Genomic DNA, 23,564 nt, shown 5'->3' with positions numbered 1-23,564 from the left:
ACTTCATCAGTAGCGTTTAGATAAATTAAAAACACTGATAAATAATAAAGATTAGGATTAGTAATACAGGTTTGATTGATTAACGAATAGCTTACTTAGTAGCTGTTAGTTGAGCAGCTAAGGCGGTCAAATGTTTGATCTATCAAGGATGACACTAAGACAAGGAGTAGGTTATGTCTGGATTAAAAAAATCGCTAGGGGTGTTTGATATTATCGCCTTAGCATTTGGAGCGATGGTTGGTTGGGGTTGGGTCGTTTTGGCAGGGGGTTGGATTATTGCTGCTGGAACTTGGGGTGCGATGTTAGCATTCTTATTAGGGGGCATGGCAGTGATCCTAATTGGGGTGACTTATGCTGAGTTGGCAGCGTCAATGCCTATTACTGGGGGTGAACATACTTATACGCATCGAGCGTTAGGGGTCAACGTCTCCTTTATTTGCTCATGGAGTATTCTATTTGGTTACTTCTCTGTAGTAGCTTTTGAAGCTGTTGCATTACCGACGGTGGTTGAATACTTTATTCCCAACTATAACCAAGGCTATTTATGGACTATCGCTGGTTGGGATGTTTACGCCACTTGGGTCGGTGTAGGGATGCTTGGCTCAGTGGTTGTCACTTGGCTAAATATTCGTGGCATGGAGGTCAGCGCTTGGTTCCAAAAAACCGCAGTCGTTGGTATTTTGTTCGTTGGTATACTGCTATTTGTTGGTGCTATATTGTATAACCCTGCCAATTCAACGGCAGTACAAGCACCTGCGTTTATTGGTGGTGCAGCTGGCGTAATGGCGGTTATCGTGATGGTGCCCTTTATGTTTGTAGGGTTTGACGTTATTCCACAAGCCGCAGAAGAGATCGATCTTACTCGTCCTAATATCGGTAAGTTTTTGATTATCTCAATCGTCATCGCGGTATTATGGTATGTTGCTGTGGCTTGGAGTGTTGGCACTACGCTACCATTAATACAAGCAGAGAACTCGACATTGGCAACGGCTGATGCGATGACCAACGCCTGGAGTGGTAAATGGGCAGGCATTTTACTGGTCATTGGTGGTGTACTCGGTATTTTATCGAGCTGGAATGCGTTCTTAATTGGTGGTAGTCGTCTGCTTTACGCGATGTCTAAGGCACGGATGTTACCAGCATTTTTAGGTAAGCTGCATCCAAAGTACAACACCCCTGTGAATGCTATTTTATTGATAGGTGGCCTTGCTACACTTGCGCCGTTATTTGGTCGTAAGATGTTGGTTTGGATTGTTGATGCCGGCGGTTTTGGTATTGTGATTGCCTATACATGCGTGGCGATCTCGTTTCTGGTGTTGCGTTATCGCGAGCCTGATATGGTACGTCCCTTTAAAATACCAGCAGGTAAGCTTGTCGGTGTAGTCACTATTATTCTCAGCTTTGGCTTATTGACCTTGTATATGCCAGGCATGCCTTCAGCACTTATTGGTGTTGAATGGTGGATCTTTATAGGGTGGACATTACTTGGTATTGCTTTGTATAGCTATGCAAGAATTAGATACCCTGGCATCAGTGAATCTATCATGGCTGAAGAGTTACGTGAGCTGAAAATCGTTAACCAGCTTTGGTTAAAGGATAATCCTCCTAAAAGATAACTTATAAGTCACTGTTTTGTTCTAAAATAGCTCAAGAAAAGGGCCTAACTTTTATAGTTAGGCCCTTTTCTTGAGCTAAGTCTATCGATTAAGACTTATCACGAATGAGTTTATAGTTTAAGAACTCAGTGATACCGAGGGTACCTAACTCGCGACCAAATCCTGAACGCTTAACACCGCCAAATGGTGTATTAGCTTCAGAACCAGAAGGGGCATTGATAGTGACCATACCTACCTCAAGCTTATCAGCGATATCAGCAGCAAGATCGGCATCTTGAGTTTGAATAGAAGCGCCTAGACCAAAAGGCACGTCATTAGCAATCTCAATTGCATGAGCGATATCGCGCGCTTTATAGATGACAGCAACCGGACCAAATAGCTCTTCGCTATAGACATTCATAGAGCTATCGACGTCAGCGAGGACGGCAGGTGCAAACCAAGCACCAGCTTTGTCTTTAGTCATACCGCCTTCAACCAGTACCGTTGCACCGTCTTGAATAGCGCTATCTAGCTGCTTTTGTAAGTTCTTAGCAGCACTCATTGAAGACATAGGACCGATAAAAGTATCTTCTTGCATAGGGTCAGCCGCTGAAATACCGCGTACCGCATCGGTGAAGCCTTTTACAAACGGCTCGTACACCTCTTCTACTACTATAAGACGTTTAGCTGCATTACAAGCTTGTCCTGTATTGCCAAAGCGACCGACAATAGCGTTTTGAACCGCTTGCGCGATATCAGCATCTGCTGCCACGATAAAGGCATCAGAACCACCAAGCTCTAACACGACTTTTTTGAGGGCGCCGCCAGCTTCTTTGGCAACCGCTGCACCAGCACGTTCAGAGCCCGTTAATGAGATGCCTTGAACCCGCTTATCTTGGATAATAGTCGCAGCTTGCTCGTTAGTGGCAAAGATATTGTTATAAACGCCTTTAGGTAAGCCGGCATCCTTGAGGATATCGACGATAACTTCAGCAGTCTTAGGGCACTGCGGCGCGTGCTTTAGGATAATAGTATTACCCGCCATAACGTTTGGCGCGACAAAACGTGCTACCTGATAATGCGGATAGTTCCACGGCATGATACCAAGTAACGCGCCTACTGGATGTTTTTCTACCGACGCTGATCCTGTATCAACCTCAATTTTACTAGTCGCTAATAGCTGCTCTGCATTATCGGCATAATAGCGATAAATCTCAGCAACTAACCCGATCTCGCCTTTAGCTTGCGCGACAGGTTTGCCCATCTCTGTTGCTACAATTTGTGCCAGCTCATCTTGACGCTCAATATAAACATCAGCGACTTTATGCATCAATGCACTGCGTTCATTTATCGAGACATGACGCCAGTCTTGATAGGCATCATCAGCACTTTTGATCGCATGTTGGATGTCACTGTCATTGGCAGCTGGATAGGTAGCTTCAAGCTCGCCGGTAGCTGGGTTGTTAACTTGATAATCGCTCATAAAATTCCTTGGGTTAAAGTCCGTTTTTGGTTTTTATTTAAAGATAGAACATAAAATAACACGTTATCAACATGTGTTTATTTTGCGTCTATTTTGCATCTGTCGTTGGCTGCTGCTGTGTAATGCAGTGAATATTACCACCGCCAAATACAATCTCTTTTGTGCGTACACCTACTACTTGATGATGAGGAAAGATCTTTTCAAGTTGTTCAATGGCTAAGCTATCATTTATATCATCGTATTGCGGTACGATAACACCCTCGTTACAAATCAAAAAATTGGCATAAGAGGCGATACAGACATCATCGCTAAGTCGTGGTTTGGCATCATCAGAGGATACAATATCGTGGTTATCAGGCAGAGTTACTGGGTTTTTAGTACAGCACAGTTCATGAACTTTTAGACGTCTACCTTTGGCATCGGTCATGGCACACAGCTGTGCGTAGGCTTGTTGAGTAGCCGCATAAAATGGATGACTAGAGTCTTCAGTAAATAAGCAGACTACCTCGGCAGGACGGACAAAACAGGCTAAGTCATCGATATGACCGGTAGTCTCATCAGGATCGATACCATCGTCAATCCATAGTACCTTTTCGACATTGAGATAATCTTTGAGCTTATCTTCGATTTGGTGCTCATTTAATTGTGGATTACGTCCAGGGCTAAGTAGGCACATACGTGTAGTGAGTACCGTACCCTCACCATCGACATGAAACGCGCCGCCCTCCATTACAAAGCCCTCAGTACGGTAACGCTTGATAGCCAACTGCTCACATAAGCGCTCAGCAAGCTTGTCATCATCATCCCAAGGGGAGTACAGACCATCATAATCGCCGCCCCAAGCATTAAACGTCCAATCACAAGCGCGCAGCTCGCCATGATCATTTATTAAAAAGGTCGGCACAGTATCACGCGCCCACGCATCGTTGCTTGGCATTGCCATGACTTCAATATCATTTGGCAGTTGATCTTGGCAACTCTGTAAATTATCAGCATCCACCAGAATGCTAACGTTACAGAACTGCTTGATGGCTGTGGCAACGGCTGCATAAGCGGCTTGCGCTGGAGTAGCCTGCTGGCGCCAGTTATCCGTTCGATAAGGCCATACCATCCACACCTTATCTATAGGCGCATATTCTGCTGGCATATAAAAGCCATCATGTTTAGGTGTTGAGTTTTGAATGAGGTTAGACATAGGCTTGTCCTTTTATCAGTATTACATTAGATAGTGATTTGGTAAATTAATGACAGTTTAGCCATGAGTCAACAAAGTGCCATACATCGATGGACGGCGATCACGAAAGATACCCCAATGCTGACGATCACTTGCTAGCTTATCCAAATCAAAAGTAGCACTAATAATTTCTTGCTTATCCTTGGAGGCCTCTTTGATCATCTCGCCGCGACCATCAGTAATGAAAGAGCTGCCGTAAAATGTCATAACGCTATCAGTCGCATTTTGCGTAATCGTCTCAGTACCAATCCGATTGGAGGCGATAACGGGCATCAGATTTGCCGCTGCGTGTCCTTGCATACAGCGCTGCCAATGATCTTTTGATTCGACATTCAATGTTGGCTCATCACCAATAGCGGTTGGATAAAACAATAGCTCAGCACCCATGAGCGCCATGCTACGCGCGCATTCAGGGAACCATTGATCCCAGCAGACACCGACACCGATCTTGGCGTACTTAGTATTCCAAACTTTAAAGCCTGTATCGCCTGGAGTGAAGTAAAACTTTTCAGCATAAGGAATACCATCTGGTATATGCGTTTTACGATAAGTGCCTAATACTTTGCCATCTGCGTCAATGATAGTGACGCTATTAAAAAAAGCATTACCTGACTTTTCATAAAAACTAATGGGTAGTACCACTTCTAACTCTTTCGCTAGTTTTTTAAAGTGAGTGATAGCGGCATTATCTTCAACTGAAGTGGCCAGCTTGAAGTAGTCAAAGTCATGTACTTGGCAAAAATAAGGCGTCTCAAACAGCTCTTGCAGTAAAATAATATTGGCACCAGCTTTGGCCGCTTGGGTGACCAGCTCAGTTGCAGTATCGATGTTTTGCTGAATATCCCAACCACAAGTCATTTGGGTCGTAGCGACGGTAACGTTACGCATAATATAAATCCTTTTATAAACAATTTTGACAAAAGGCGTCAATGAATCAGATAAACATGGGTAGCTACTAGCTAGCAACTACCCAAAATCAGAGATTGATAGTAATATCAAGCCATTGCAAAACCCATACCTAAGAAGCTAACAGCCGCTAGTCCTGCGCCAAGCATTGCATAAGGGAACTGGGTAAAGGCATGTTGCATCGGTGAACAACCCGCACCTTGTGCTGCTAATAACGACGAATCACTAAAGAAGCAAGCATGACTACCAAACGATGATGCAGATAGAAGTGCACCGATCATCAAGGGCGTACTGACACCAAGTGCTAATGAGATTGGGAATACAATTGGCATCGCAAGAACATACAGACCCCAGCTCGATGAGGTGGCAAAAGTCAAAAACGCCATAACGACAAAGATAACGGCAGGAAAGATAATGATAGTCATATAAGGCGTAATAGCATCGATAACATAAGTCGTCATACCAAGACTATCATTGACTTCTTTTAAGAAAAAGCCACCAATAACGGTTGAGAGAGGATAAAGCATAACCTTAAAGCCTTTAAAAATGGCTTCAACTTGAGTATTAAAACTTAAGATACCCTGTATCCAGTAGATAATAACCGTGACAAAACAGGTGAATAATGCACCACGTAATAGATCAACCTCAAAATAAACTGTTGAAGCGATAAGCAGAATCATAGGAAAAGCGAAATTGGCGATGTTGGCTTTAAAGGATAATTTACGTTTGGCCTGCACGTTAGAGACAAGCTGCTCCTCAACGAATTCTTCCGGCACAGGATTACCTGCTTTAGCGCGTGCTTCTGCTTTTTTCATCGGTCCCCAATCACCTAAGATACCGTAAGCGACCAAAAATACGATCAGTAGAGCAAACCAAGCGTAGGCCATATAAGGAATAGCACTGATATAAAGACCCAATCCTTCACCGTCTCCTGCTACACCATTCTCTTCTAATAAACCAGAAAAATATACCGCCCATGTAGAAATAGGAACGATGATACACATCGGTGCTGCGGTTGAATCAACAATATAAGCCAGCTTCTCGCGTGATACCTGATAGACGTCCGTGAGTTTTTTGACTGAGGTTGACACCGCTAAGCAATTTAGATAGTCATCGATAAAAACCACGACTCCTAATGCAAAAGTCGCTAATAACGACTGCCTGCGTGATTTGATAATTTTCTGTAGCCATTCACTAAAGCCATCCAAACAGCCACTGATCTCAAGCAGCTGAATAAGACCACCCATTAGTCCGCAAACCAAGACGATCCAAATGATCGTCTCATTACCTAATACTATCGATATATTATCTGCAAAGGGGGAAACTAAATCGAAAGGATTAAGCATGACGAGGCCAGCGATACAACCTGCTATCATCGATTCAAAGGGACGCCTAGAGACGATAGCAGTGACCAACACCAATAGTGTTGGCAGCAAAGACAATGCACCCCAAGATTCTGCCTCGTCATGATTAAATGACATCCAAGCAAAAACGAGATATATGATAATCCCCGCTGCCAAGGTCATAAACATACGCTTGTTTTGATACTGGTGTTCGACCGCATCATTGAGTTTCATATTCATAGATACATTCCCTGTAAGACTTCGTTATTTTTAATAGAACAGTCCTGTTCTTAATCTTAAAATGCGATCATGGCAGCCCTATCAACAACCATGGCATAAAAATAAACGACTTATTTAGTATAGCTCTCGATATCAGACTATAGTTACATACCAGTACTGTCCTTCAGCGAATACCACCATGAGCCCATTACCGAATACGGTACTCTCAAGGCGCGCCCACCAGGAAAAGGTATCCATGGAATCAGCGCAAAAGCGTCAAACTCATCCTTTTTACCATTGATAGCGTCAGCCAATATCTGTCCAAACAGATGAGAGCCTGTCACACCATGCCCGCTATAGCCATGCGCAAAATAAACTCGCTCATGTAACTTACCTAACTGCGGCACGCGCGAAAAAGATAAGGCAAAGTTGCCGCTCCAAGCATAGTCGACTTTGAAGTCGCGCAGCTGCGGGAATATCTTATACATGTTGGGTTTGATTTTATTAGCGATATCGGCAGGATCTTGGCCACCGTACACAGAGCCACCACCAAACAGCATACGCTTGTCCGCTGACAGGCGATAGTAATCGAGGATATAGCGTACATCCTCAACACAAACATCCGATGGAATTAGCTCATCCGCTAGATCACCCAATGGTTCAGTGGCGATAATTTGGGTAGAGACGGGCATGACCCGATCGGTAAGCTTAGGGACCACTTTGTTCAAATATGCATTGCCACATAGTACCGCTTGCTTGCAGGTGACCGTACCAAATTCGGTAATAACTTTGATAGAGTCATCCGCGTATTCGATATCAACGACAAGCGTGTTTTCATAAATAGTGCCGCCACCTTGCTCAATAGCAGCCGCCTCGCCAAGCGCTAGGTTTAACGGATGAATGTGCCCGCCTGAGTGATCAATGATGCCGCCAATGTAGGCATCGGTATTGATGTACTTCTGGATGCTATCTTTATCTAACATTTCGCGCTCATGCATACCATAGCTCTCCCACAAGTTGTGGGTGTCTTGCAGATCCTTTAGCTGGCTGGTATTAAAAGCGGCAAATATATTTTTCTCTTTTAGGTCACACTTAATATCGTAATCACGGATAAATCGGCGCATAATCTTGCCGCCGCGCGTGACCAGTTGACTGACAAAATCAGCGTTTTGTTGACCATAAGACTTTTTGATTTTTTGCAAGCTGGCATTTAGGCCATTGACGATCTGCCCGCCATTGCGCCCTGAGGCGCCCCAACCAATCTGTGCACCTTCTAAAATGACGACTTCGTGACCGGTCTCTATAAGGTGTAGCCCAGCTGATAACCCGCTATAGCCACCACCAACTACACAGATTTCAGCCTGAATATCGTTTTTTAATGTTGGTCTATCAGGCTTAGGATTGCGACTAGCCGCATAGTAACTGTCAGGATACTGTCCCTTATCTGAATAATGAGGAATATTGCGGCGGTTGTTATTGGTCGACGCGTCGTTAGGTAAAGTGGTATTTGACATATTAGACATCCTGTAAATAAGTACGATATTCAAGATTAGTAACTTGCTGAGCAAAACGTTTGGCTTCTTGCTTTTTGACGGCAATTAACAGCTCGATCATCTCATTTGGGAATAACTCATTAATCACATCGCTATTTTCAAACTCTCGAATTGCCGACAGCCAGTCTAAAGGTAAAGTTTTTAGATCGGTATCATCATAAGTGATGCTATTGATCGGCTCAGGTGCTTCGAGTTTGTTTTCTATACCGTAGAGCATACCGGCTAATACCGCGCTACAGACCAGATAAGGGTTGGCGTCTGCCCCAGATACACGGTGCTCGATACGGCGTGCTTTGGTATCGCCACCAGGGATACGTACCGCTGCCGTACGGTTCTCATAGCCCCATGAGATGTTATTAGGAGCAAGCGTGCCTGGAGTGAAGCGGCGATAAGAGTTGACATGAGGTGCAAATAATAGCGTGCAATCTGCCATAGTCTTGAGCAATCCGGCGACTGCGTGACGTAAGGTATCAGAACCTGCATCGCTACCATCATCAAAGATGTTATTGCCATCTTTGTCGAGCAAACTACAGTGCACATGAAAGCCGTTGCCGGACTGTAAGCCAAACGGCTTTGCCATAAAGGTTGCCGTCAATCCGTGACGCGTCGCTACAGACTTGACCACTTGCTTAAATAAAATAGCGTCATCTGCCGCTTTAAGCGGATCATCGACATGCAACAGATTAATCTCAAACTGACCACAGCCGTTTTCTGCCAAAGCGGCATCAGCAGGGATATCTAGTTTTTTACATTCTGTGTAAACGTCATCTAAAAACTCATCGAACTGTAGCAAATCGGTGATACTTAAAATAGAGGTTTTGTTTAATCTAAGGCCACTTTTTGGACGAATAGGCGGTTTAGGAGTTTCTCCCTCCACATAATCCACCAAATAAAACTCAAGCTCAGTTGCCATAACTGGTGTCAAACCAAGTGCTTTGAATTTTTTACTGATAAAGTCCAATACGTGTCTGGCGTCACCATAGTAAGGTTCATCGTCTTCGGTATATAACCAGACTGGTAGAAGCGATGATGGGGCACTGGTATTTAACAACTTGAAAGCGGCGCGTCCAGTAGGACGGACAAGAGCATCAATGTCACCATTGCATTGTGAGGATTCAATGACATCCGCGCCCCAAATATCAACGCCTAAAATAGATAAAGGCAAGCGTACGCCGCCATTTTGAGCCTTGTCCATCTGATCAAACGGGATGCGTTTGCCGCGTAGTAAACCGTTGATATCACCTGCTGCAATATATACGTACTCAGTATTGTTTGCAGATTCGACCATTCCATTGGCTGCTGTCATGTCTACTATTCCTATTATTTTAGAGCTTCTCAGGGTTGTTTAGCATTTTTTATCTATGGTATTAACGACTTAGAGTGCTTGGATATAACGACCTAATCGTGGGCTTCTACTGTCAATATCTTACTTACTGTTAGTGATGTCCTTTAATATAGATATGAAATTTATAGTTGTCAATGTTTATTTAAAATCATGAAAAAGTAATTTATATTATTCATTGATTAGGATTATTAACTATAATGAAACTTATAGTTTACATTTGTAAGAATACTGTGCTAAATTTTACTTAAATAGAAATTAGACTTTAGCCAACCTTATTTAGGAAAATAAAATATGCTTATTATCAGACCTATAATCGCCATCGTATCTTGTCATAAAATGGTCGATGGTCAGCCAGCACAAGCGGTGTATCAAAAGTATATCGATGCCGTACAGCACTATGGTGGCAACCCGATATTACTACCCTATACTGCTGCTGAGAGCGTGAACCTTGAGGCGCTGATGACAGTAGTAGATGGTATTTTATTGACAGGCAGCTATAGCAATGTCGCGCCCATGCGTTATGGTGCGTCGCATAGTGAAGAAAAGCAGGACGTGAATCGTGATGCGCTTAGCTTTAAGTTATTGGCTTCTGCTGAGCGATCAGGTATGCCTCTATTAGCAGTGTGCCGAGGACTACAAGAGATGAATGTCTATTTTGACGGAACTCTACATCCTGATTGGCGTGAGGTTGAAGGATTTTATGAGCCGCATCTAGAGGACAGTACTGCGCCATTAGAGGTGCAATATCAGCCTGTTCATGACGTGCTTATTCAACCTGATGGTAGATTGGCTACTTTTGGCGACGAGTGGCATGTAAATTCTTTGCACAAACAGGCCATTAATGAGGTCGGCAAAGGATTGTTCGTAGAAGCGCTGGCACGTGATGGATTGGTTGAGGCTATCAGCTTAATGAAACATCCGTTTATGATTGGTGTACAATGGCATCCTGAGCTAAACTATACGAAAGATGACTTGTCCAAATTTTTGTTTACGGAATTTATTCACTATGCCAGTCAAAAACACTCCTAATGTTTCTCAAGCTAATGACTCTCAAGCCGATGAGCCTAAGTCAGCGTCGGTTAAAGAGCAAATGTTAGCTGACTCGTATCAAAATCAGCTAAACGAGCAACAGCTAGATGAGCAAATAGAAGAAGACATTGGCCAAAAGATAAATCAGCTACGGCTGACGAAAGGATTTTCGCAAAGGAAATTAGCACGGCTAGCTGGCGTCACTAATACCTCGATAAGTGCTATAGAACGCAATAAAGTGAGCCCAGCGATCAACACCCTAAAGGCGATCTTGACGGTATTGGACTCTGATCTTAGCACCTTTTTTAGTGATGAGTGGCAGGAGCGCAAGGCAAGAGTGGTCGTAACCCCTAAAGATTTGATTGAGATCAGTGAGCCTAATAGTCAGGTTTCAATCAAGCAGGTTTTTAATGGCAGTCCTACCAAGAATTTAGGATTTTTGATTGAAGAGTATCAGCCCAATAGTTCAACTGAGGATCGAATATCTCATGAAGGCGAGGAGATTGGCACGGTGATCGAAGGTAAGATTTTGATTCGTATTAATGAGGTGACTTACTTATTAAACGAGGGCGACAGCTATGTTATTAACACCAGTCATCCGCATACCTTTTTAAACCCTAGCAACGGCATTACCCGTATCGTTAGCGCCCATTCACCAGCAACATTCTAACGTCTCAGAATTAATAGCTCACAAAAAAGCCTAGCGTTAAACGTTAGGCTTTTTTAATAGTACATACTTCTGGATAAACTTGCCTCAACAAAGGAATGCCAAAAGAGAGGTAAATAAAGATTATTGTTGGTCTTGATCTCGTGCTTTTTTGACAGCTTTTTGTTTTATAAGAGATACCTTAGCATCGCCTTTAAGCTTGTTATTAAATTTGATATCTTCACTATTAATAAAATGATCTGACACTTTACTAAAGGGTTTAGCAGCGGCTTTAAGATGCTTTTTAATTTTGCTTGTCGTATAAGCGTCCAGACGGGCCTGCTCTTCACTTAGCGCTTCTTCATACAGTTTTTGATAAACTTTTATGGTCTCATCAATCATCTCACGCATGGTAAATTGATTTGTCATCTCAGGACGGGTCACGCCTTCTAATTGGTTTCTAACCGCTTTACATAGTGCTTGGGCATTGTATTTTTTGACTAACCCTTGCGGATATAGTGGCTGCAAAATTTCACTAAAGGCGGCTTGATCCCAGCCGACAACGGGCGTGCCTAAATGAATAGCTTGCAGAGCATTAATACCGATGGACTCAGGCTGATTGGCTAGTGCCATAACGATATTGGCCGCTGATAGCCATTCGCGCATATCATTACGCTTGCTGCCGACATACGTCACCCGCTCACCTAATCCAAGCGCATTCATACGTTGACGAAAGTCCTCATGTGCTACATCGCCTTCTCTATAATCCTCATCCATAATAATTGCATGAATCAGGGGGAACTGCTCTTGCAAATTGCCTAAGATATCGATCAACCATTCTTGACCGTATTCATTGCCAATAACGGTTGGAAATACGAGCCACTTTTTATGCTCAAGCTCAGGGAATTCTGCAAAGGTACGCCTTAGCCAATACACTGATGGATTATGTCGATAAGGGTAACGGCGGGTGTCGACACCGCGATAAATACGCTTGATGACTTTGCGACCCATCTCTTCACGGCGCAAGCCCTTGGTTAGGTAATTAGTCACACTATCAGAGACAGTAATAATTGTGTCGACATCGAGTAGGGCTTGTGAGTATTTATTAATCGGATAAAACCCATACATCGTCGAGACTATCTTGGGCAGACGTTTGACGCGTGCGCGGCGTAGTGCTAAATGCAAGATCCAAGCGGGTGTACGCGAATGCACATGAATCACATCAGGATTGTATTTTTCAATAAGATGACGTAAAGGAATAATCTGTAATAACGCGGCCCATGACTTTTTATTCATATACAGCTGATGATACAGGTTACCCTCACGCTCCAAGCGCTTAACCAGCTCATTATCATTATCCGCGCTGGAGATGATAATTGACGTATGATCTTTTTTGACCAAAGCACGGCCAAGATGAAAGATGCCCCGTTCGGACTCATCATGTTTTAGGGAGGATAACAGGCGCATCACTATCATAAAGAAGATATACACATCAACGAGGTTAAGGTGCTATTGTCAGTCAGAAACGTAAAAAACTCAACCTTAGAGATGAGTTAGCTAAAAATTTAATAAGATAATAGCTCATAAATGTTAACGTTTCTTTTGTAGGTACTCAGCATTAGGTAGGATTTGCTTTTCGCTAAGGTACTTCCAATAGCGCTGTGGCATATGCTGCTTATGCAGGCGTGTATTTTTGCGCTCTTTAATATTGACATTAGTAAAGTACCCCTGCCAAAACCTTTGATAACGCTGCTCATCAGGACTATGAATGCTGGTAGGATTACGTAGTACCGCATCATCAAGATCACTAATAGTTTGTAGCTCAGCAGGTCGCGATGGCGTACTGCCAGATTTATCATAATAGATACCATAGCCACGAACTAAGTCATATATCGCCCAATGCTGATCCTGATAGCGCTGACGAAAATGCTCACCGATAATAGGCAGCACATTAAAATCAGGCTCTACACGCGCAAAGTAAATATCGTCAGTGGTATGCTCAAAGCGCACAAAGGCCTCCATGCGATGCTTTTCACGATGTACGGATTTGACCGTTTGCGCCAGTTCTAACACATCCAAATGACCTAAATCTTCTAGAATATTTCGCTTAGGATAGTAAATGGCGTATTTGACGATATGAAATAATGTCGTGCCAATGTTAGGTTTCTCCGACAAAAAGCCCCAAAGTATTTGGCGCATGCCTGAGCGCCCTAATAGCTTATTCAGCTTTTTTAGTACCCGCTGCGCTTGCTCATCATCGGTAATCACACTAGTTGCGCCACTAATCAAAGATGGTATATAGCGATTCTCGGCAATTAATTGCAACGACTCATCATGCTGCATTTTACGCTCATATACTTGATAAACCGCACTGAGCCACCCTTCAAAGCTTGGCTCGTATAATAAGATACTTGGTGTTAGATGACCGACTGCAAAATCGTCTTTTAAAGCGAGCTGAGTCATAGGTTATCCTAAAATAATTTAAAGGCTTTTCTTAATAAGAATATAAATACAAACTATCGTCTAGAATAACGCTAACTGCCCACTACGTTGATCTTTAAACTTCGTTTGAGTTTGCGCGAGCACATATTGACGAAAGTTATCACGAGTCAAATGTGAGAGATGCTCATTCTTGCCTGTGGTCGCAATAAAGTACTTCGCACGATTAACCGCAGCACCCATTTTCTTTAGATGATATAGCGTTAACTGATTGAACTTACGCGCCTTGACAATCTTTCTTGCCGTCTTAGTACCAATACCAGGAATACGTACAATCATCTCATAGGAGGCGGTCTGAATATTAACAGGGAAGTGCTCGCGATGACGTATCGCCCAAGCTAGCTTAGGATCGCAATCTAAATCCAAAAATGGCGAGTCTGGCTCAACGATCTCATGCGCGCCAAAGCCATAAAAGCGCATGAGCCAATCCGCTTGATAGAGACGGTTTTCGCGAATCATCGGCACAGGCGTACCAATTGCTGGCAGGCGACTATCCGATAACATCGGCACGTAACCTGAGTAATAGACACGCTTGAGATCATACTCTTTATAAAAGTGACTCGAGAGCTGAATCACTTGCAAATCCGTCTCGTTACTCGCGCCGACGATCATCTGACTGGTCTGACCTGCTGGCACGAATTTGGGCGCTTTTTTATGGGTTTTACGGCTCTCACGGATAGTAATGATTTCCGTCTTGACCGTTTCCATGGGCGCTTTTAACTCGTCATGTGACTTCTCTGGTGCGAGCAGCGCTAGACCAGATATAGTAGGGATTTCAATATTGACACTTAAACGATCAGCGTACAGGCCAGCTTCTAATAGCAGCTCTTTTGACGCGCCTGGAATAGTTTTTAGATGAATATAGCCGTTAAAGCGCTCGCGGGTGCGTAGTATCTTTGCCACCTCAACCAAACGCTCCATCGTATAATCGCCACTTTTAAAGATACCTGAGCTTAAGAATAAGCCTTCGATATAATTACGACGATAAAACTGCATAGTTAAATCAACCACTTCTTCGACGCTAAAAGCAGCACGCGGGGTGTCGTTACTTTTACGCGAAGTGCAATATGCACAGTCGTAGATACAGTGATTGGTCAGTAGGATTTTGAGTAAGCTGACACAGCGACCGTCTTCGGTATAGCTATGGCAAATACCAGTAGCTGAGGCATCACCAAGGCCACCGCCCTGATTTTTGCGGGTACCAGCGGAGGAGGAGCAAGAGACATCATACTTTGCCGCATCGGCTAAAATATTGAGCTTACCTTGTAATCTATCATAATTAATCGTTGCCATAAGTAAATAGTTACCAAGCCATTAATAGAGGGCTATTTTAACAAAATACAGTGTAAGTCACTGTAATTATTGACAAAGTATAGACGCTATACGACAACGGTTGTCGTATATATGATTTTTACGACATCAAAAAAAGGCCCTGAATATTCAAGACCTTTTTACATTTTTTCTTAGTCAAATTTTAATGCTTTATCGCACTATCATCCTCAAATCTAAGCTACTGTACTTTAGCGCGAATAACTACTGTCTGCGGAGTATTAGCAGCAAGATTAACAAGATTCCATCTTAGACCAGAGTAGTTTTGTTGAATCACTACATCATTACCCATTTGCTGAATGGTTTGATAATTATCGCCACCGATAGTACCCATAGTCGATAGCGGACTGTTTAACGATACTAATTGAACGCCATTGGGCAACGTTACCGTTGCATTCAAGTCACGTATAGGCTGAGCGCTATTATTAACGTAAGTCGTATGATATTCAATAACGTCACCAGGAGCAATATTATTAGCAGGAACGGCAATGTCGCGTCCAGCGCTATTCTTTAATATTTTCATGATTTTAGTATTGGCTGTGGCGACATTTGGTGTACTGAAAGTTGGTGTCAGCTGTAGCGTATCTATAGAGGTCGTTGAGATAACTTGACTGTTGGCTATAGAGCTATTGACAGCTGGGGTACTGATAACTTGATGATTGACTATAGGAACAGTGGTAGTGATAGGGGTCAACACTTGAGTAGGCGCTATAACGGGCGCCGCAATAGGAGTCGTGACCACTGTATTGCCGATCTGCTGGGTGACTTGACCCGTTATCGGTGCTGATACTACTGGGCTGGTAGTGACGACTGTAGAGGCCCCTTGACTGATAGTATAGCGAGGTACAGTGGTGATTTGGGTTGCATAAAAGGGCGCACCATCACGCATACTGATGCCGTTAGGCGTTGCGGTAATCGTCGTAGTTTTGCCATCTGCATACTGCTCAACTAGCGTAGAGCTGGCAGTACTGCCCTGATTAACGACTACCATCGGGGCAGCATTGCTAGCGCTAGCCAATAAGCCTGCAATCAGCGCAGTAGCTAGGGCTGTTTTTTTGATAGATGTGGTTATGATCATGATATTTTCCTTAAAAAGGGGTTTAATAGTTAGCAAATAAATTAACTTTTGAACGCAGATGATTATTCTTTAAAGCAACGACTATAGAACAGCAGCATCGTGTAAGAACAGCCACATTGTGTAACTGGCAGACAATAAAATGCCTGAGTTGGATTAAGTATGAATTAATCCAACTCAGGCATGCAAAGCATTGCTAACACTTTAAACTTTCTGTCTATAACTATAACTAATTAGCTATAAATTACTTTCATCACTTCGTACTCAACCACGCCTTTTGGGGTTTCGATACGGGCTTCATCGCCTTCAAACTTACCAATTAGACCGCGAGCGATAGGCGAGTTGACCGAGATTTTACCCGCTTTGAAGTCGGCTTCATCATCACCGACGATTTGATAGCGTTTTTCTTCTTCGGTGTCCATATTTTCAATGACGACAGTGACGCCAAATACTACGCGGCCTTCGTTTTTGAGCGTTGAGGGATCAATTACTTGCGCGCCGCCAAGCTTGGCTTCGATATCACGAATACGTGCTTCACAAAATCCTTGTTGCTCACGAGCAGCATGGTATTCAGCGTTTTCTTTTAGATCGCCATGTTCGCGTGCTTCGGCGATAGAGGCGGTAATACGCGGACGGTCAATACTTTTTAGTTGCTTAAGCTCACTCTCAAGAGCGGCGTGTCCTTGTGGAGTCATAGGGTAACGTTGCATGTTTTTTCCTTAAGCCAATAACATCACACCACCTCTTACTGAGATGGTGTGATAAAGATTAATAGGCTATTAAAATGAATATAAAATATAAAATATAAAATGGATGTATTTGGTTGAACCGCTAAAAACAGCAACTCGTAATCAACTTACGTAATAAAAAGCATAGTCGCAGTTGGGCCACTATGCTTTTTAAGGTTGCTGCTATAAGTTGCTTTTAATAAATAAGCGAAATCGTTATGCTTAATCTACGCAATTTATTGAGCCACGTCAATAGACTTTGCTTGCTGATGTAAATCTTGCAATTTATAAACATCAAACGGTAACTCAATGTCATAAGATTTACAGACCGCATCGGCTGCGCCCAAAGTCGTCACGTAGAACACTTTACCTTGTAAGGCACTGCGGCGAATAGAGAACGAATCCTCTTGCGCTTGCTTGCCCTCAGTCGTATTAATAATCAAATCGATCTTACCGTTTTTGACGGCATCAACGATATGAGGACGACCTTCGGTGACTTTATTTATTTGTGTACACTTAATATTGTGAGCATCCAAAACCTTTTTGGTACCCGTTGTTGAGACAATAGTAAAGCCAAAGTCGGCTAACTGACGGGCAATAGGTACGACTTGCTCTTTATCGCTGTCACGTACTGAGATGAATACCGTTTTAATTTCGCCATCAGTAGGCAAGCCTGGCAGACGCTCATTACTACCGATAACCGCTTTGTAGAATGCCTCGCCAAAGGTCTTGCCAACACCCATAACTTCACCTGTAGATTTCATTTCAGGGCTTAGGATAGGATCGACGCCAGGGAATTTGGCGAATGGGAATACCGCTTCTTTTACTGCAAAAAATGACGGCACGATCTCTTTAGTAAAGCCTTGATCTTTTAAAGAAGTACCCGCCATACAGCGCGCGGCAATTTTCGCGAGTGACGTACCAATACATTTAGAGACAAAAGGTACGGTACGAGCTGCGCGTGGATTGACTTCCAAGATGTAGATGGTTTCACCTTTTACCGCAAACTGTACGTTCATCAGACCAATGACACCAAGCTCTTTTGCCATCGCCACTGTTTGCGCGCGCATCACATCACATAATTCTTCTGATAACGAATAGGGTGGTAATGAGCAAGCCGAGTCACCAGAGTGCACGCCTGCCTGTTCGATATGCTGCATGATACCGCCGATCACCACGTCTGTACCGTCACAAACACAGTCCACATCGACCTCAATCGCGTCATCTAAGAAGCGATCTAATAGTACTGGTGCCTCGTTAGACGCTTGTACCGCAGTACGCAAGTAATGTCTTAATTCTTCCTCGTTGTAGACGATCTCCATAGCGCGACCACCCAACACATAGGATGGGCGTACCACTAATGGATAGCCGACGTCTTTGGCTTTAAATAAGCCGTCTTCTAAGCTAGTCGCCAAGGCATTAGTTGGTTGGATTAGATTTAATTGCTGAATCATATGCTGAAAGCGTTCGCGGTCTTCAGCACGGTCGATAGCGTCAGGACTCGTACCAATGATTTTGACCCCAGCAGCTTCAAGAGAGCGGGCGAGCTTCAATGGTGTTTGCCCACCGAACTGTACAATTACGCCATCTGGGTTTTCAATACGGACGATTTCTAACACGTCTTCAAGGGTGATTGGCTCAAAGTAGAGACGGTCTGAGGTATCATAATCGGTTGAGACGGTTTCAGGGTTACAGTTGACCATGATAGTCTCGTAGCCGTCTTCGCGCATGGCAAGCGCAGCATGAACGCAGCAATAATCAAACTCGATACCTTGACCGATACGGTTTGGACCGCCGCCGATGACCATGATTTTCTTTTTGTCAGTCGGGTTGGCCTCGCACTCGCTGTCATAGGTCGAGTACATATAAGCGGTGCTAGTCGCAAACTCAGCCGCGCAAGTATCGACACGCTTATAAACAGGATAGACATTTAAGTCCCAACGCTTTTTACGCAGCTGCTTTTGTGAGACGCCAAGCAATTTAGCCAAACGCAAATCGGATAAGCCTTTGCGCTTAAAGCTACGTAAATTAGTCTCATTAAGACCACCAAACCCTAGCGATTTGACCGTTGCTTCCACTTGAATAATATCTTCGATCTGTACTAAGAACCAGCGATCGATGTTGGTTAATTTAAATACTTCATCGACGCTCATACCGATACGGAAGGCATCAGCAATATAGAAGATACGCTCAGGGGTCGGAATAGTTAAGCGATTGGTAATCTCAGAGCGGGCTTTATCTTCGCTGAGTTTGCCATCTTTGATAGCGGCAAAATCGATCTGCTCATCAAAACCGTCTGCGCCAGTCTCAAGACCACGTAGCGCTTTTTGCATGGATTCTTGGAAGTTACGACCGATCGCCATGACTTCACCAACCGACTTCATTTGCGTCGATAAAATGTTGTCTGCTTGTGGAAACTTTTCAAAGTTAAAGCGTGGAATCTTAGTAACCACATAATCCAGAGTCGGCTCAAAGCTCGCTGGAGTTTTACCGCCGGTGATTTCATTTTGTAATTCATCTAAGGTATAACCAACCGCTAACTTAGCGGCGATACGAGCGATAGGGAAGCCCGTTGCTTTTGACGCTAGCGCTGAGGAGCGTGATACGCGCGGGTTCATCTCAATCACCACCATGCGTCCGTTATCAGGATTAATACCGAACTGTACGTTTGAGCCGCCTGTTTCAACGCCAATCTCACGTAATACCGCAATCGACGCATTACGCATGATTTGATATTCTTTATCGGTTAAGGTTTGCGCTGGCGCGACGGTGATAGAGTCGCCTGTATGTACGCCCATGGGATCAAAGTTCTCAATAGTACAGATGATGATACAGTTGTCGTTTTTATCACGGACGACTTCGGTTTCGTACTCTTTCCAGCCGATTAGTGATTCATCAATCAAGAGCTGATGAGTAGGCGATAAGTCAAAACCACGCTCGCAAATCTCAATGAACTCTTCGCGGTTATAAGCGATACCGCCACCTGAGCCACCCATCGTAAATGACGGACGAATGATACACGGAAAGCCCATCTTCTCTTGAGTCGAAAAAGCCTCTTCCATGGTTTCAGCAATCTCAGCGCGCGGACATTCAAGGCCGATACGCTTCATGGCCTTATCGAATAAGTCGCGGTCTTCTGCCATCTCGATAGAGTCTTTGGTCGCACCAATCAGCTCACAACCGTACTTAGCTAGCACGCCATGTTTATCTAACTCTAAGGCACAGTTCAGCGCGGTCTGACCGCCCATGGTTGGCAAGATAGCATCAGGGCGCTCTTTATCGATGATTTGCTCAACCGTCTGCCAAGTAATTGGCTCAATATAAGTGGCGTCCGCCATATCTGGATCAGTCATGATCGTGGCAGGGTTTGAGTTGACTAAGATGACGCGATAGCCTTCTTCACGTAGCGCTTTACAAGCTTGTGCGCCTGAATAGTCAAACTCACAGGCTTGACCGATGACGATGGGGCCAGCGCCAATGATAAGAATGCTTTTTATGTCGGTACGTTTTGGCATTTATAGTTGTCCTTTAATAATGGGTTTAGCGAGACTGGCAATTTTGCTTATATCAGTATCTTGGCTCATCCATTTTAAATCTCGGATTTCAGCGACAACATAATGAAAGACGTCAAAACTGCGTTTATCTAATTTCTGGTTTTGTGAGAAGGCTAAACGATATATCTCTGAGGCTCTATTACCTTCTACATCGGTAATTTCAAACTCTTCAAAATCGTTTAAAATCTCTACCATCTGTTCAGTGGATACGCGACGCACGCCACGTAATACTTCATAGCGAATTAAAGGCGTTATAGCGATTTTTACATTAACATCTAATAATAAAGACTCGACAATTTTTTTAGATTCAATATGTTTTGTATTAGTGTCATCGTGATCAAAAGCACCGATCAGTAAGTTAGCATCTAGCAGAATGTATTTACTCACTTACGTCACCTGCTGGATCTCTTAGCAGCTTTAATAAGCGGCTTTTAGCCAAATCCTGATCACTATCTTCCATGGATTCTCTTTTGAGCGCATTCAAATCAATACCAAAAGCATCACGTAGTACGTTAGCTAGAATACGTTTATTCGGTGAATCAATTACGTGTGAGCGTATGACATCGTCATTCTCACGCTTGAGTAAATAAGCTTCACCTTCATCTAATTGGGATAGCACTAAGGGGGAGTGAGTAGCAATATAAAAAGTAGTATTTGGAAATAGCTCTTTTAGTGTTGGTATGATTCGTGTTTGCCATTCTACGTGCAAATGGCTTTCGATTTCGTCAATGAGTACCACGCCTTTGACGTTCAATAAATCTTGAGCGTTGGTAAAAGCAGAGTAGGCAGATACAATGGCTTGAATGATCTTCACGACTGAGATAAAGCCTGAACTAAGCTCATTTAATTCAGTTTCTTGACCTTCGATAGTCAAATAAACATTATCATCACCATCGACATTAAGCGTCTTACCAATACGATTATCTAAAGTATTTAAAGCACTGAGTACTGTATCTATATCAACTTGCCGATTATCCTCAGATTTTTGATAAGGATTGACAGACTGGGCACGTTCAATGAACCAATGATGAATATCTTGATTCATCCCTAATTTATCTAAATTACCATTAACACTAGCTAACTCAAAAAAATCAGAATGGATACTTTTGCGTGACTCAGAACTTCCCATGGATTTATTTCTAAGGCTACTATCTTTTTCAGATGAACCTCGTTGTTTTGCTCCTAGGTAAGCAACTGAGTCGTAATTTTTTACCTCAACTTGATTGAATATTTTAGGAAGATAAATTTCATTTTCGCTTAGTAAAGCGTTCTTCACATTTATACATAAATTATTTAAACATATTGATTGAAAAATACTATCTGGTACTTTTAATGCATGACCTTTAGGTGCAAAATTTTTATTCTGCGCTAGCGAAAAATAAAGTAGAGCCTCTAAAGTCTTGGTTTTGCCAACGCCATTACTACCAAAAAAAACAAAGACACGTTTACTTGCGTCCAATGATAATTCAACATCGCCAACGCCTTTAAGGTCTTTAATTTTCCACTCTTGAGTTGAATTTGGTTGCATTAGACAGCCGCCTTAGCCTTATCCATCATCTCAGCAAAACGATCAAACAATCCATCCGCATCATGCGGGCCAGGGCTGGCTTCTGGATGACCTTGGAAGCTAAACACAGGCTTATTAGTCAGCTCCATACCTTGATTGGTACCATCAAATAATGAGCGATGGGTTGATTTTACGTTATCAGGAAAGGTATCTTCATCAACCGCAAAGCCATGGTTTTGACTGGTAATCATTACCACACCAGATTCTAAATCTTGTACAGGATGATTGGCACCATGATGACCCGTTTTCATCTTAATAGTATTAGCGCCGCTGGCTAGACCGATGAGCTGATGGCCTAAGCAGATACCAAAGGTTGGAATGTTAGTCTCTTCAATGATATGACGCACGCTGTCGATAGCGTAACTACAGGCCGCAGGATCACCAGGACCGTTGGATAAAAAGATACCGTCTGGATTCATCGCGATGACATCTGCAATAGGCGTTTGTGCTGGCACGACCGTTACTTTACAGCCACGGTCAACCAGCATACGTAAGATATTGGTCTTAGTACCAAAGTCATAAGCGACAACGTTGTATTTGTGCTCGATGTGCTCCCCAAGCTGCTTAAAAAAGCCACCCGTACCGCTATCATGGCTACCAGGTGCATCACGATTTAGGAGCGTATCAGACAACTCCCAAGTGCCTGCTGTCCACTCAAACCCATCAGGATGACAGCACTCTTTGGCGAGATCCATACCCTCTAGACCTGCAAAGCCTTGTGCTAACTTGATCGCTTGTTGTACGTCTGTATCGCTGATAGTTTCGCCATCTGATGCCGTCATAATACAGCCGTGCTGAGCACCTTTATCACGTAATATACGGGTGAGCTGGCGAGTATCGATTTCAGCGATAGCAACGGTATCATTATTTAGCAGATAGTCAGTCAGCGACTCAGAGTTGCGGAAGTTTGAAGTAACCATAGTGGCATCACGAATAATAAGACCTTCTGCCCAGATTTTATGCGCGTTACCTGATTCACTATCTTCAGTATTAGTGCCTGTATTACCGATATGTGGGTAGGTTAGGGTGACCAGTTGACGGGCATAGCTTGGGTCAGTTAGGATCTCTTGATAGCCTGTCATCGCTGTATTGAATACGACTTCACCGACACGATGCCCGCTACTGCCAATACTTATACCGCGAAAAATAGTACCGTCTGCTAGTGCCAAAATGGCTTGGGTTTGGGTCGATGAGTTCAATGGTATTCTCCGCTATTGTTGATGAGTTTGCTGTCTTTTGTTGCAAAGGTGTTTTATTTATTGATGCAAATATTTGGTTTTTCAATGTCTGTATTTACTGTAAATGCTTATTACAATGCTTACTACTAAGACGAATTTTTTCCGCAAAAAAGCGAGAAGACAAATAGATGAAAAGATACTTAGTTCACGTTAAGGTGAAGAGTAACTCACATCATGTCCACTCGCTTAGGGTCAGATTTTGTGCATTGTACTAGAATTTT

The 23,564-nt window shown here is 43.3% G+C and carries 18 protein-coding genes; 3 read left to right on the top strand and 15 right to left on the bottom strand.

Features of this window, described 5'->3' with window-relative positions; all coding sequences use genetic code 11:
- Positions 1-173 precede the first annotated feature (173 nt).
- Positions 174-1,616, top strand: a complete 1,443-nt coding sequence (locus ACR63T_RS08695) for an APC family permease (protein ID WP_201569485.1) — start codon at positions 174-176, stop codon at positions 1,614-1,616.
- 88 nt (positions 1,617-1,704) lie between these two features.
- Here ACR63T_RS08695 and ACR63T_RS08690 read toward each other — a convergent pair whose 3' ends face one another.
- The 6 genes from ACR63T_RS08690 to ACR63T_RS08665 form a co-directional block, all read right to left on the bottom strand.
- Positions 1,705-3,078 (bottom strand): NAD-dependent succinate-semialdehyde dehydrogenase, encoded by a 1,374-nt coding sequence (locus ACR63T_RS08690; protein WP_472783715.1) that lies wholly within the window; start codon positions 3,076-3,078, stop codon positions 1,705-1,707.
- Positions 3,079-3,166: 88 nt separating this feature from the next.
- Positions 3,167-4,273, bottom strand: a complete 1,107-nt coding sequence (aguA, locus tag ACR63T_RS08685) for an agmatine deiminase (protein ID WP_472783714.1) — start codon at positions 4,271-4,273, stop codon at positions 3,167-3,169.
- Between the two features lie 57 nt (positions 4,274-4,330).
- The gene (gene aguB, locus ACR63T_RS08680) at positions 4,331-5,200 is read right to left on the bottom strand and encodes an N-carbamoylputrescine amidase (RefSeq protein ID WP_472783713.1); all 870 of its coding nucleotides are present in this window, start codon (positions 5,198-5,200) and stop codon (positions 4,331-4,333) included.
- Positions 5,201-5,307: 107 nt separating this feature from the next.
- On the bottom strand, positions 5,308-6,801 hold the full coding sequence (locus ACR63T_RS08675; protein WP_305898466.1) for a Na+/H+ antiporter NhaC family protein: 1,494 nt from the start codon (positions 6,799-6,801) through the stop codon (positions 5,308-5,310).
- A 143-nt stretch (positions 6,802-6,944) separates the two neighbouring features.
- Positions 6,945-8,294 (bottom strand): NAD(P)/FAD-dependent oxidoreductase, encoded by a 1,350-nt coding sequence (locus ACR63T_RS08670; protein ID WP_472783712.1) that lies wholly within the window; start codon positions 8,292-8,294, stop codon positions 6,945-6,947.
- Between the two features lies 1 nt (position 8,295).
- Positions 8,296-9,639, bottom strand: a complete 1,344-nt coding sequence (locus ACR63T_RS08665; protein WP_472783711.1) for a glutamine synthetase family protein — start codon at positions 9,637-9,639, stop codon at positions 8,296-8,298.
- Between the two features lie 330 nt (positions 9,640-9,969).
- Here ACR63T_RS08665 and ACR63T_RS08660 point away from each other — a divergent pair, with 330 nt between their 5' ends.
- Both ACR63T_RS08660 and ACR63T_RS08655 read left to right on the top strand, forming a co-directional pair.
- On the top strand, positions 9,970-10,707 hold the full coding sequence (locus tag ACR63T_RS08660; protein WP_472783710.1) for a gamma-glutamyl-gamma-aminobutyrate hydrolase family protein: 738 nt from the start codon (positions 9,970-9,972) through the stop codon (positions 10,705-10,707).
- Positions 10,685-11,377 carry a cupin domain-containing protein gene (locus tag ACR63T_RS08655; RefSeq protein WP_472783709.1) on the top strand — a complete coding sequence of 231 codons (693 nt, stop codon included), beginning with the start codon at positions 10,685-10,687 and terminating at the stop codon, positions 11,375-11,377. Before ACR63T_RS08660 ends, ACR63T_RS08655 begins: the two co-directional genes overlap by 23 nt.
- Positions 11,378-11,497: 120 nt before the next feature.
- On the opposite strand, the gene ACR63T_RS08650 is transcribed toward ACR63T_RS08655, so the two are convergent.
- The 9 genes from ACR63T_RS08650 to carA form a co-directional block, all read right to left on the bottom strand.
- Positions 11,498-12,829: a glycosyltransferase gene (locus ACR63T_RS08650; RefSeq protein ID WP_472783708.1), complete on the bottom strand. Its 1,332-nt coding sequence runs from the start codon at positions 12,827-12,829 to the stop codon at positions 11,498-11,500.
- A gap of 114 nt (positions 12,830-12,943) precedes the next feature.
- Positions 12,944-13,816 (bottom strand): TIGR03915 family putative DNA repair protein, encoded by an 873-nt coding sequence (locus tag ACR63T_RS08645; RefSeq protein ID WP_472783707.1) that lies wholly within the window; start codon positions 13,814-13,816, stop codon positions 12,944-12,946.
- 60 nt (positions 13,817-13,876) lie between these two features.
- A complete protein-coding gene (locus ACR63T_RS08640) occupies positions 13,877-15,145 on the bottom strand; it encodes a putative DNA modification/repair radical SAM protein (protein WP_201569479.1) in 1,269 nt (422 codons plus the stop codon).
- 217 nt (positions 15,146-15,362) lie between these two features.
- A complete protein-coding gene (locus tag ACR63T_RS08635; protein ID WP_472783706.1) occupies positions 15,363-16,259 on the bottom strand; it encodes a hypothetical protein in 897 nt (298 codons plus the stop codon).
- A gap of 230 nt (positions 16,260-16,489) precedes the next feature.
- Positions 16,490-16,966: a transcription elongation factor GreA gene (gene greA, locus ACR63T_RS08630; RefSeq protein ID WP_305898458.1), complete on the bottom strand. Its 477-nt coding sequence runs from the start codon at positions 16,964-16,966 to the stop codon at positions 16,490-16,492.
- Between the two features lie 254 nt (positions 16,967-17,220).
- Entirely contained in the window at positions 17,221-20,499 is a 3,279-nt protein-coding gene (gene carB, locus ACR63T_RS08625; RefSeq protein WP_472783705.1) for a carbamoyl-phosphate synthase large subunit, read from the bottom strand.
- On the bottom strand, positions 20,500-20,925 hold the full coding sequence (locus tag ACR63T_RS08620; protein WP_472783704.1) for a PIN domain-containing protein: 426 nt from the start codon (positions 20,923-20,925) through the stop codon (positions 20,500-20,502).
- Complete coding sequence (locus tag ACR63T_RS08615) at positions 20,918-22,066, bottom strand: AAA family ATPase (protein WP_472783703.1); 1,149 nt, start codon at positions 22,064-22,066, stop codon at positions 20,918-20,920. Before ACR63T_RS08615 ends, ACR63T_RS08620 begins: the two co-directional genes overlap by 8 nt.
- On the bottom strand, positions 22,066-23,304 hold the full coding sequence (gene carA, locus ACR63T_RS08610; RefSeq protein ID WP_472783702.1) for a glutamine-hydrolyzing carbamoyl-phosphate synthase small subunit: 1,239 nt from the start codon (positions 23,302-23,304) through the stop codon (positions 22,066-22,068). Before carA ends, ACR63T_RS08615 begins: the two co-directional genes overlap by 1 nt.
- Positions 23,305-23,564 lie beyond the last annotated feature (260 nt).

Source organism: Psychrobacter sp. M17(2026) (assembly GCF_055699815.1).
Note: the sequence above shows the minus strand (reverse complement) of the source record. Positions and strands in the feature narration are given on the sequence as shown.

What these genes read in the sequence shown, in the direction of transcription:
- carB (WP_472783705.1), bottom strand. Translation starts at nt 20,499, where the DNA reads ATGCCAAAACGTACCGACATAAAAAGCATTCTTATCATTGGCGCTGGC.
- ACR63T_RS08645 (WP_472783707.1), bottom strand. Translation starts at nt 13,816, where the DNA reads ATGACTCAGCTCGCTTTAAAAGACGATTTTGCAGTCGGTCATCTAACA.
- ACR63T_RS08655 (WP_472783709.1), top strand. Translation starts at nt 10,685, where the DNA reads ATGCCAGTCAAAAACACTCCTAATGTTTCTCAAGCTAATGACTCTCAA.
- ACR63T_RS08615 (WP_472783703.1), bottom strand. Translation starts at nt 22,066, where the DNA reads ATGCAACCAAATTCAACTCAAGAGTGGAAAATTAAAGACCTTAAAGGC.
- ACR63T_RS08660 (WP_472783710.1), top strand. Translation starts at nt 9,970, where the DNA reads ATGCTTATTATCAGACCTATAATCGCCATCGTATCTTGTCATAAAATG.
- aguA (WP_472783714.1), bottom strand. Translation starts at nt 4,273, where the DNA reads ATGTCTAACCTCATTCAAAACTCAACACCTAAACATGATGGCTTTTAT.
- greA (WP_305898458.1), bottom strand. Translation starts at nt 16,966, where the DNA reads ATGCAACGTTACCCTATGACTCCACAAGGACACGCCGCTCTTGAGAGT.
- ACR63T_RS08640 (WP_201569479.1), bottom strand. Translation starts at nt 15,145, where the DNA reads ATGGCAACGATTAATTATGATAGATTACAAGGTAAGCTCAATATTTTA.
- ACR63T_RS08675 (WP_305898466.1), bottom strand. Translation starts at nt 6,801, where the DNA reads ATGAATATGAAACTCAATGATGCGGTCGAACACCAGTATCAAAACAAG.
- ACR63T_RS08650 (WP_472783708.1), bottom strand. Translation starts at nt 12,829, where the DNA reads ATGATAGTGATGCGCCTGTTATCCTCCCTAAAACATGATGAGTCCGAA.
- ACR63T_RS08695 (WP_201569485.1), top strand. Translation starts at nt 174, where the DNA reads ATGTCTGGATTAAAAAAATCGCTAGGGGTGTTTGATATTATCGCCTTA.
- aguB (WP_472783713.1), bottom strand. Translation starts at nt 5,200, where the DNA reads ATGCGTAACGTTACCGTCGCTACGACCCAAATGACTTGTGGTTGGGAT.
- ACR63T_RS08665 (WP_472783711.1), bottom strand. Translation starts at nt 9,639, where the DNA reads ATGACAGCAGCCAATGGAATGGTCGAATCTGCAAACAATACTGAGTAC.
- ACR63T_RS08670 (WP_472783712.1), bottom strand. Translation starts at nt 8,294, where the DNA reads ATGTCAAATACCACTTTACCTAACGACGCGTCGACCAATAACAACCGC.
- ACR63T_RS08690 (WP_472783715.1), bottom strand. Translation starts at nt 3,078, where the DNA reads ATGAGCGATTATCAAGTTAACAACCCAGCTACCGGCGAGCTTGAAGCT.
- ACR63T_RS08635 (WP_472783706.1), bottom strand. Translation starts at nt 16,259, where the DNA reads ATGATCATAACCACATCTATCAAAAAAACAGCCCTAGCTACTGCGCTG.